Here is an 8,603-nt window from a genome sequence, read left to right as displayed (position 1 = left end):
AATCGCGCCCCCCCGCCACCTCATCCTCATAGCCGCGGGCGCGGTGCATCAGACGCATCCGCCCGGTGGCATTCTCCATCGCCCGGATCACGGCCCGCCCGCCACGGGTGCGGGCCGAATGCGCATAGGAAATCTCGCGCGCCAATTCACGGTTGCTGAACATGGTGTCGTTGCCTGCCATGGTGGCATCATCCCCGTGCGGTCCGGTCCCCCCGCGCCCATACGCGCATCGCTCGATTCGAGAAAGCCGGATCAGCGCCGCACCCACCCCCACAGGCACAAAAGCTCCATCGCGACATGTGCGCCGGCAACGGCGGTGATGGCGGCCATGTCGAAGGGCGGCGAGACCTCGACCACATCGCCGCCGACCAGATTGATGCCCGCCAGATCGCGCATCAGGATCGCGGCCTGACCGGAGGACAGCCCGCCCCAGACCGGGGTGCCGGTGCCCGGCGCAAAGGCCGGATCGAGACAGTCGATATCAAAACTCAGATAGGTTGGTGCCGCGCCCACGATCTGGCGCGCACGCGCGGCAATCGCGGCCGGCCCCTGTTCCTGCACGGATCGCGCGTCCAAGATTTCGATGCCCAGATTATCGGCAACCACGGTGCGGATCCCGATATGGACCGAACGGGACACGTCGATCAGCCCCTCTTGCACCGCCTTGTAGGCGAAGGTGCCGTGATCCACCCGGGCCGGGTCATCATCGGGCCAAGTATCAGTATGGGCATCGCATTGGATCAGTGCCAGAACCCCATGTTTTTTCACATGCGCGCGCAGCAATGGCAGGGTGATGGAGTGATCGCCGCCAAGCGCGATCAGCGCCGCCCCCTGATCCAGAATGGCATCCGCATGCGCCTCCAGCCGGGCCGGAAATTCCGACATGCGGGCATAATCAAAGGCCAGATCGCCGTAATCGGCAATCGCCAACGCGCTGAGCGGATCATAGCCATCCCAACCATAGGGCGGATCATTGACCTGCAGCGCGCTGGCCTCGCGGATTGCGCGTGGCCCCAGGCGGGTGCCGGGGCGATTGGTGACGGCCTGATCAAAGGGCACGCCGGTGATCGCGACATCAACGCCGGTCAGATCCTTGGTATAGCGGCGGCGCAGGAAACTTGTGGCACCGGCAAAGGTGTTCTCGAACGCAAGCCCCTTGAGGCTGTCGCGGGTGAACGCCCCGTCGACATCCCTTTTTGCATCCTCCAACGCCATTGCAATCCCTTTCCGGCTGTCCTGCGCAGACCCCCATCCAAAGCTCATGCGATCGCCGAAGGCAACTCTGTCTTGCATCTTTATGCCTGCGCGGTGCATCAAAAGGGGCCGAGCGCGCCAATTCAAAGGACAATTGCCCAATGACCCGGATCGATCTGAGACAGGGGTTTCTGGATGGGATGAGCCTTGCCGCGGCCTCGGTCAGTATTGTCACCACCGACGGGCCCGCGGGCCGCAACGGCGTGACCGTCAGCGCCATGACCCCGGTTTCGGCCGATGGCGATGCGCCGACGCTGCTGGTCTGCCTGAACGCGCTGGCCCCGACGCTGCCGAACCTGCTGGAAAACGGCTGCTTTTGCGTCAATGTGCTGAAAATCGACCAGGCGCAGGTGTCAGACGTGTTTTCGGGCCGCAAGCCGGCACCGGGCAATGACAAGTTCAATATCGGGGTGTTCTCTACCGCCCCATCCGGCGCGCCGCGCTTTGATGCGGCCTTGGTCAGTTTCGATTGCCATCTGGTTTCGGCTGAGAAGATCGGATCGCATCACATTTGCATCGGATCCGTGGAGGATGTGGTGGTGGCCGGTGAGGGCACGCCGCTGCTTTACGGGCTGCGCAGCTATCTCAGGGCTGAAAAACATTGAGGCACTTCTCGCAATAGCCGAGACAGGGTGCATCGCTTGGACCGCGTTGAAATCCTTGATTTCAGGCAGCGTTAAGGGATTCAGGTTTTTCCGAGACGTGCGATAGCACCGCCGCCCGCCACAGGTGCCAATCAATTATCGAGCGCGGGCCTTGCCCGCTCAATCTGGCTAAGGGCGCGCGGGTCAGTCCAGCGGCTGCGCGCGTTCGACGAGGCGGGCGAAGAAACTCGCGCCGATCGGGGCCGCCTCATCGTTGAACTCATATTCCGGGTGATGCAGGCCCGCGCCCTTGCCCTGGCCCAGAAAAAGATACGCGCCGGGGCGCTCGTTCAGCATATAGCTGAAATCCTCGGCCCCCATTTCGCGCAGGCCATTGCCATCGACATTGGCCGGACCGACGATCTCGGCCGCCACGCCCGCCGCAAATTCCGCCCTTTCGGGGTCATTCACCGTGGCCGGGTAATGGCGGGTATATTCAAGCCGGGCCTCGACGCCGAAACATGCCGCCTGCCCGGCCACGATCTCGGTCATGCGGGCCTCGACCATATCGCGCACATCGGCGTCAAAACTGCGCACCGTGCCACCGAGATAGGCGGTTTCGGGCACGATGTTTTCAGCGGATCCGGTCTGGATCATGGTGACCGAGACCACCAGATCCTGCAGCGCATGATGGTTGCGTGACACGATGCTTTGCAACGCCTGCGCGATGGCCACCGTGGCGATCACCGGGTCGCGGCATTCATGCGGATAAGCCCCGTGGCCGCCCTGGCCCGTGATATGGATGTCGAAACTGTCGACCGCCGCCATGATCGGCCCCGGCGTGGTATGGATATGGCCAAGATCATGGCCGGGCGTGTTGTGGATGGCATAGACCTGATCAATCGCGAACCGGTCCATGATGCCCTCGGCGCACATCACGCCGGCACCGCCGCCATGTTCCTCGGCCGGTTGAAAGATCAGCGCCACCCGGCCTTTGAAATTGCGCGTCTCGGCCAGGTATTTCGCGGCGCCCAACAGCATCGTTGTATGGCCGTCATGGCCGCAGGCATGCATCTTGCCAGGGTTGGTGGAGGCATGCGGGAGCCCTGTCGCCTCCTCTATCGGCAGCGCATCCATATCGGCGCGCAGCCCGATGGTGGGGCCCGCGCCGCGGCCATCAATGATGGCCACGATACCGGTTGTGGCAATGGCGTCATGGATCTCGGTGATGCCAAATTCGCGCAGCCGATCGGTCACGAAACCCGCGGTCTCGAAACAGTCGAACCCCAGTTCGGGATGGGCATGCAAGTGCCGCCGCCAGGCGGTCATGTCTTCGCCATAGGCGGCGATGCGATTGATCACGGGCATGGCTGGACACGCTCCTGTTGCTCGGTTCTAACCGCACCAGCCTGACCCAAACACGGAGCCTGCACAATGCGCGATGATCTGATCCATGACCCCGAAGGCGGCATGGCGCGGCTGCTGGAGATCATGCGCCGGTTGCGCGACCCGGCGACCGGCTGCCCCTGGGATATCGAACAGAGTTTCGAGACCATCGCCCCCTATACGATCGAGGAGGCCTATGAGGTCGCCGATGCGATCGAGCGCGGCGATATGGCGGATCTGAAGGGGGAGCTGGGCGATCTGCTGTTGCAGGTGGTCTATCACGGGGCCATCGGCGCGGAGGCCGGGCATTTCGATTTTGACGCCATCGTGCGGGGTGTCGCGGACAAGATGGTCGCCCGCCATCCGCATGTTTTTGGCGATGAGAGCCGGGACAAATCCGCCGAACAACAGACCCGCGATTGGGAGGCGGTGAAGGCGGCTGAGCGCGCGGGACGGGCGAAAACCGGCGTGCTGGCGGATGTGGCGCAGAACCTGCCTGCCCTGATGCGCGCCGAGAAATTGCAAAAACGTGCCGCGCGGGTCGGGTTCGACTGGCCCGATATCGGCGATGTCCTGGCCAAGATCACCGAAGAGGCGGGGGAACTGGCGCAGGCGCGCGATGCCCTGCCGCAGGAGAAAATTGAGGAGGAGATGGGGGATCTGCTTTTTGTCATGGCCAATCTGGCGCGGCATCTGAAAGTTGACCCGGAGGTTGCTCTGCGGCGTGCAAATGCCAAGTTTGTGCGCCGGTTCGAATATATCGAAGCCGCGTTGCGGGCGGATGGGCGCAGCTGTGACGACAGCGATCTGGCCGAGATGGATGCGCTTTGGGATCAGGCCAAGGTGCAAGGATTGTAGGGCCGGATCGGGGGCCAGCCCCCGAACCCCCGGGATATTTGGCGCGCAAAGAAGCCAGGCGGGCGTTAACCTTGATATTGGGTTAACGGCTGTGCGGAAGTTTGCGCAGGGCGTTTTCCAGCGCGTTCAGGAACTGGCTGCGGTCTTTTCGGGAGAACGGATTTTGGCCGCCGATGCCCTGCCCGTCCAGCCCGGCGCGCAAATCGGCCATGATGGCGCGGGTGGCGATCTGCGCCCCGATGGAAGCCTGCGAGAAGGCCCGCCCCTTGTGGTCGATCACCGGGGCCCCGGATTTCAGGCAGCGATCTGCCAGCAGGATATCGGCGGTGATGACAAGCGTATGCGGGCCGGCGGCCTCTGCGATTGCGTCATCGGCGGCATCGAACCCGGCATCGACAACCTGCATCGTGATCAGCGGATGATCGGGCAGGCGCAGGCCCTGATTGGCAATGAAACGCACCGGGCATTTGTGGCGCAGCGCGACGCGGGCGACCTCGTCCTTGACCGGGCAGGCATCGGCATCGACCAGGATCATGCGTCTGGCCCATTTGCCAAGGCGCTGAGCCCCGCCTGCAGGATCATGGCGTCGCTGCCAAGGCCCAGGAAGGTCACGCCAAGACCGATGTAATGCGCAAAATCGGCGGGCGCGCAGATTATGCCGGCGGCCTTGCCCTGCGCCAGAATGCGCGGGATCACGGCGGCGATGGCGGCGCGCACCTGGGGGTGATCCGGATTGCTGACATGACCCATATCTGCGGCCAGGTCGGCAGGACCGATAAAGACGCCGTCGACGCCGTCGGTGGCGGCGATGGCGTCGATATCCTCCAGCGCGGCACGGCTTTCGGCCTGCACCAGGCAACAGATCTGCGCATCGGCCGTGGCCGCGTAATCCGTGACCCGCCCAAAGCCCCCGGCGCGCGCCACCATGGCCCCGTGGCCCCGGATGCCGGCCGGTGGATAGCGCAGCCCGCGCACCACCGCTCGCGCCTGCGCCGCCGAATGAACCATCGGCACCAGCACGGTTTGGGCACCCAGATCGAGCACCTGTTTCAGCATCCAGGGCGCGTCGCAGGGCACCCGGATGACCGGCGCGGCGCGGGTGCCCTCCAGCGCGATCAACTGGTCGCGGATGCCCGCCGGATCCCAGGGCCCGTGTTCGCCGTCAATCAGGCACCAGTCAAACCCCGCCTGGCCGGCCATTTCGGCCACCAGCGGGCTGGACAGGTTGAGCCAGAGTCCTGTTTGCAGGCGGGCTTCCGAAAGGGCGGTTTTCAGTGGGTTTTGCGGGGCGGCCATTGATCTCTCCTCTGTTCAATGTCTGAGGCGGACGGTGCCAGACCGCGCGCCCAGGTCAAAGTTCTGCAATCTGGCGCAGGGTGGCCATTGCGATTTGCTGCAGGGCGGCCCTTGCGATTTGCCGCAGGGCGGCCATTACGAAAGGACCAAATCGGCCCTTTTCAATTTGCGCACGCCGTCCTAACTTGGCTGCATAAGACGAAAACGTCCAACTTGGGAGAGACGAATGAAAAAGATCCTGCTGGCCTCTGTGGCCACCGCAGCCCTGACAGGTGCGGCTTTTGCCGACGGTCATGGCAACGAAGTGCGTATCGGTGTGATCCTCGGCTTCACCGGCCCGATCGAATCACTGACGCCGCAAATGGCGCAGGGTGCGGAACTTGCCATGGCCGAAGTGACCGCATCGGGGGCATTGCTTGATGGCATGACCGTCACCTCGGTGCGCGCTGACAGCACCTGCATCGACGCCGCCGCCGCCACCGCCGCCGCCGAACGTCTGATCACCTCTGAGGGCATCAGCGGCATCATGGGGGCCGATTGTTCCGGTGTGACCACTGCGATCCTGTCAAATGTGGCGCTGCCCAATGGCATGGTGATGATCTCACCCTCGGCCACATCGCCTGCCCTGTCGGAGGTTGAGGATAACGGGTTGTTCTTCCGCACCTCGCCATCGGATGCGCGTCAGGGTGCCGTGATGACCCAGGTGATCCTGGATCGCGGCTATACCGAGGTTGCCGTGACCTATACCAACAACGACTACGGTCAGGGTCTGGCCGATAGTTTCCAGGCCGCATTCGAGGCCGCGGGCGGCACTGTCACGCTGGTCGCCAGCCATGAAGATGGCCGGGCCGATTATTCGGCCGAAGTCGGTGCCTTGGCAGCCGCGGGCGGCGAAGTTCTGGTTGTTGCGGGCTATGTCGATACTGGCGGGTCGGGCATTGTTCAGGCCTCGCTCGATACCGGCGCGTTTGATATCTTCGTGTTCCCCGATGGCATGATCAGCGACGCGCTGACCGACAATTTCGGCACCGATATTGACGGCTCGTTCGGCCAGCACCCCGGCACCGACAGCGATGGGGCCGCCATTTTCCAGGCCATGGCCACGGAGGCCGGCTTTGACGGCTCGTCGCCCTTTGCCGCCGAAAGCTATGATGCAGCGGCGCTGATGATGATGGCGATGCAGGCCGCGGGTTCGACCGATCCGGCTGATTATGCAGGAAGTGTCATGGATGTGGCCAATGCGCCCGGTGAAGTGATCCAACCCGGTGAACTGGCCCGCGCGCTGCAGATCCTCGCGGAAGGCGGCGAAGTTGACTATGCGGGGGCCACGGCGGTCGAGCTGATTGGCCCGGGTGAATCGGCTGGGAACTACCGTGAGATCTCGATCGAGGGTGGCGAAATTGTCACCGCGCAGTATCGTTAAGATCACAGTGTAATGTATTGAAGCAGCCCGGTTTTATGGCCGGGCTGCTTTCTTTGAAAGGGCATCCGATGATTGCCGTGGAAAACCTGCACAAGCATTTTGGCGGCTTTCGCGCTGTCGATGGGGCCAGCCTGAGCATCCGACCCGGCTCCATCACCGGGCTGATTGGCCCGAACGGCGCTGGTAAAACGACCCTTTTCAATGTGATAGCGGGCGTTCTTCCACCAACTTCGGGCCGGGTCACCATGGATGGCGAGGACATTACCAGCCTGGCACCGCATGTGCTGTTTGGCAAGGGGCTGCTACGGACCTTTCAGATCGCGCATGAATTTGCCTCGATGACGGTGCGCGAAAACCTGATGATGGTGCCCGGAGACCAATCGGGGGAGACGCTGTGGAACGCCTGGTTCCGGCGCGGACAGATCGCGCAGGAGGAGGTTGAGCTTGCAAGGAAATCCGACGAAGTCCTTGATTTTCTGACCATTTCCCATCTGGCTGATGAACGTGCGGGCAATTTGTCTGGCGGTCAGAAAAAGCTGTTGGAACTTGGCCGCACGATGATGGTGGATGCCAAGATCGTGTTTCTGGATGAGGTCGGCGCCGGCGTCAACCGGACGCTTCTGAACACCATTGGCGACGCGATTTTGCGGCTCAACAAGGAGCGCAACTATACCTTTGTCGTCATCGAACATGACATGGATTTCATTGGGAAAATCTGTGATCCGGTGATCTGCATGGCCGAGGGCAAGGTGCTGGCCGAGGGCACATTGGCCGAGATCAAGGCCAATGAACATGTGATCGAGGCCTATCTGGGCACCGGGATGAAGAACAGGGAAACGGCGTGATGGGAAGAAAACCCGGGATACAGATCACGTGCACCGCCTGTGCACATCTCGTGCAGACACGAGGGTATATGACATGAGCGATACCCCCTATTCCGGGCGCGGAAACAAGGATCTGTCGCTTGGCAACCCCGACGGTATCGGCACCATGCTGCCCGCCGACAATCAGGATGATGTGGCCACCCCGGCCCCCGGCGGGCCGTTCCTGATTGGCGAGGCGATGACGGGTGGCTATGGCAAGGGCGCAGACATCCTGCATGACTGCACGATTGCTGTCGAGAAGGGCGAGATCGCGGTGATTGTCGGCCCCAATGGTGCCGGCAAATCGACCGCGATGAAGGCGGTGTTCGGCATGTTGAACCTGCGTCAGGGTGCGGTGCGGCTGGATGGCGAGGATATCACCCATCTGACGCCGCAGGCGCGGGTGGCCAAGGGCATGGGGTTCGTGCCGCAGACCTCGAATATCTTCACCTCGCTGACGGTCGAGGAAAACCTCGAGATGGGTGCCTTTATCCGCACCGATGATTTTTCCGGCACGCTGGCGCAGGTCTTTGACCTGTTTCCGATCCTCAAGGACAAGCGCCATCAGGCGGCGGGCGAGCTTTCCGGCGGGCAGCGCCAACAGGTCGCGGTCGGCCGGGCGCTGATGACACAGCCGAAACTTCTGATGCTCGATGAGCCCACCGCAGGCGTCAGCCCGATTGTGATGGACGAACTTTTCGACCGCATTATCGAGGTTGCGCGATCGGGCATTTCGATCCTGATGGTGGAACAGAATGCGCGACAGGCGCTTGCCATCGCTGATAAGGGATATGTTCTGGTGCAGGGGCGCAACGCCTTTACCGATACCGGTCAGGCCTTGTTGCACGACCCCGAAGTGCGCCGCAGTTTCCTGGGGGGATGATTTTCATGAAACGATTTCTGATTGCCGCGGGTCTGGTGGCCCTTGCCACGCCCGCA

At 62.7% G+C, this 8,603-nt stretch carries 9 protein-coding genes and 1 pseudogene; 5 read left to right on the top strand and 5 right to left on the bottom strand.

Translation table 11 applies throughout. The annotated features are described in order from the left end of the window. Positions 1-181, bottom strand: a pseudogene (locus tag ACW8PS_RS05295) (lysophospholipid acyltransferase family protein); the annotation flags it as partial. A gap of 71 nt (positions 182-252) precedes the next feature. After that, on the bottom strand, positions 253-1,215 hold the full coding sequence (gene speB / locus ACW8PS_RS05290) for an agmatinase (RefSeq protein WP_491526267.1): 963 nt from the start codon (positions 1,213-1,215) through the stop codon (positions 253-255). Positions 1,216-1,355: 140 nt separating this feature from the next. On the opposite strand from speB, the gene ACW8PS_RS05285 reads away from it, so the two are divergent. Next, positions 1,356-1,859 (top strand): flavin reductase, encoded by a 504-nt coding sequence (locus tag ACW8PS_RS05285; protein ID WP_491526265.1) that lies wholly within the window; start codon positions 1,356-1,358, stop codon positions 1,857-1,859. A gap of 183 nt (positions 1,860-2,042) precedes the next feature. Here ACW8PS_RS05285 and ACW8PS_RS05280 read toward each other — a convergent pair whose 3' ends face one another. Further along, positions 2,043-3,206 carry a M20 aminoacylase family protein gene (locus tag ACW8PS_RS05280; RefSeq protein ID WP_491526264.1) on the bottom strand — a complete coding sequence of 388 codons (1,164 nt, stop codon included), beginning with the start codon at positions 3,204-3,206 and terminating at the stop codon, positions 2,043-2,045. A 66-nt stretch (positions 3,207-3,272) separates the two neighbouring features. Here ACW8PS_RS05280 and mazG point away from each other — a divergent pair, with 66 nt between their 5' ends. Further along, entirely contained in the window at positions 3,273-4,082 is an 810-nt protein-coding gene (gene mazG, locus ACW8PS_RS05275) for a nucleoside triphosphate pyrophosphohydrolase (protein ID WP_491526263.1), read from the top strand. Between the two features lie 82 nt (positions 4,083-4,164). Here the strand turns inward: mazG and ACW8PS_RS05270 are convergent, their stop codons facing one another. Beyond that, positions 4,165-4,617 (bottom strand): YaiI/YqxD family protein, encoded by a 453-nt coding sequence (locus ACW8PS_RS05270; RefSeq protein ID WP_491526262.1) that lies wholly within the window; start codon positions 4,615-4,617, stop codon positions 4,165-4,167. After that, positions 4,614-5,378, bottom strand: coding sequence for an HpcH/HpaI aldolase family protein (locus ACW8PS_RS05265; RefSeq protein WP_491526261.1), 765 nt, complete (start codon positions 5,376-5,378; stop codon positions 4,614-4,616). The genes ACW8PS_RS05270 and ACW8PS_RS05265 overlap by 4 nt, the downstream gene beginning before the upstream one ends. 226 nt (positions 5,379-5,604) lie before the next feature. Here ACW8PS_RS05265 and ACW8PS_RS05260 point away from each other — a divergent pair, with 226 nt between their 5' ends. The 3 genes from ACW8PS_RS05260 (at position 5,605) to ACW8PS_RS05250 (ending at position 8,547) form a co-directional block, all read left to right on the top strand. Further along, on the top strand, positions 5,605-6,801 hold the full coding sequence (locus tag ACW8PS_RS05260) for an ABC transporter substrate-binding protein (RefSeq protein WP_491526260.1): 1,197 nt from the start codon (positions 5,605-5,607) through the stop codon (positions 6,799-6,801). Between the two features lie 68 nt (positions 6,802-6,869). Continuing rightward, a complete protein-coding gene (locus tag ACW8PS_RS05255) occupies positions 6,870-7,646 on the top strand; it encodes an ABC transporter ATP-binding protein (protein WP_491526266.1) in 777 nt (258 codons plus the stop codon). Between the two features lie 73 nt (positions 7,647-7,719). Next, positions 7,720-8,547: an ABC transporter ATP-binding protein gene (locus ACW8PS_RS05250; RefSeq protein WP_491526259.1), complete on the top strand. Its 828-nt coding sequence runs from the start codon at positions 7,720-7,722 to the stop codon at positions 8,545-8,547. Positions 8,548-8,603: the final 56 nt, after the last annotated feature.

This window comes from Alterinioella sp., assembly GCF_058343375.1.
The sequence above is the reverse complement of the archived record's forward strand: the minus strand, read 5'-3'. Positions and strand labels throughout refer to the sequence as shown.

Coding starts and splice junctions, on each gene's coding strand:
- ACW8PS_RS05285 (WP_491526265.1), top strand. CDS start 1,356: ATGACCCGGATCGATCTGAGACAGGGGTTTCTGGATGGGATGAGCCTT.
- ACW8PS_RS05280 (WP_491526264.1), bottom strand. CDS start 3,206: ATGCCCGTGATCAATCGCATCGCCGCCTATGGCGAAGACATGACCGCC.
- ACW8PS_RS05265 (WP_491526261.1), bottom strand. CDS start 5,378: ATGGCCGCCCCGCAAAACCCACTGAAAACCGCCCTTTCGGAAGCCCGC.
- ACW8PS_RS05255 (WP_491526266.1), top strand. CDS start 6,870: ATGATTGCCGTGGAAAACCTGCACAAGCATTTTGGCGGCTTTCGCGCT.
- ACW8PS_RS05270 (WP_491526262.1), bottom strand. CDS start 4,617: ATGATCCTGGTCGATGCCGATGCCTGCCCGGTCAAGGACGAGGTCGCC.
- speB (WP_491526267.1), bottom strand. CDS start 1,215: ATGGCGTTGGAGGATGCAAAAAGGGATGTCGACGGGGCGTTCACCCGC.
- mazG (WP_491526263.1), top strand. CDS start 3,273: ATGCGCGATGATCTGATCCATGACCCCGAAGGCGGCATGGCGCGGCTG.
- ACW8PS_RS05250 (WP_491526259.1), top strand. CDS start 7,720: ATGAGCGATACCCCCTATTCCGGGCGCGGAAACAAGGATCTGTCGCTT.
- ACW8PS_RS05260 (WP_491526260.1), top strand. CDS start 5,605: ATGAAAAAGATCCTGCTGGCCTCTGTGGCCACCGCAGCCCTGACAGGT.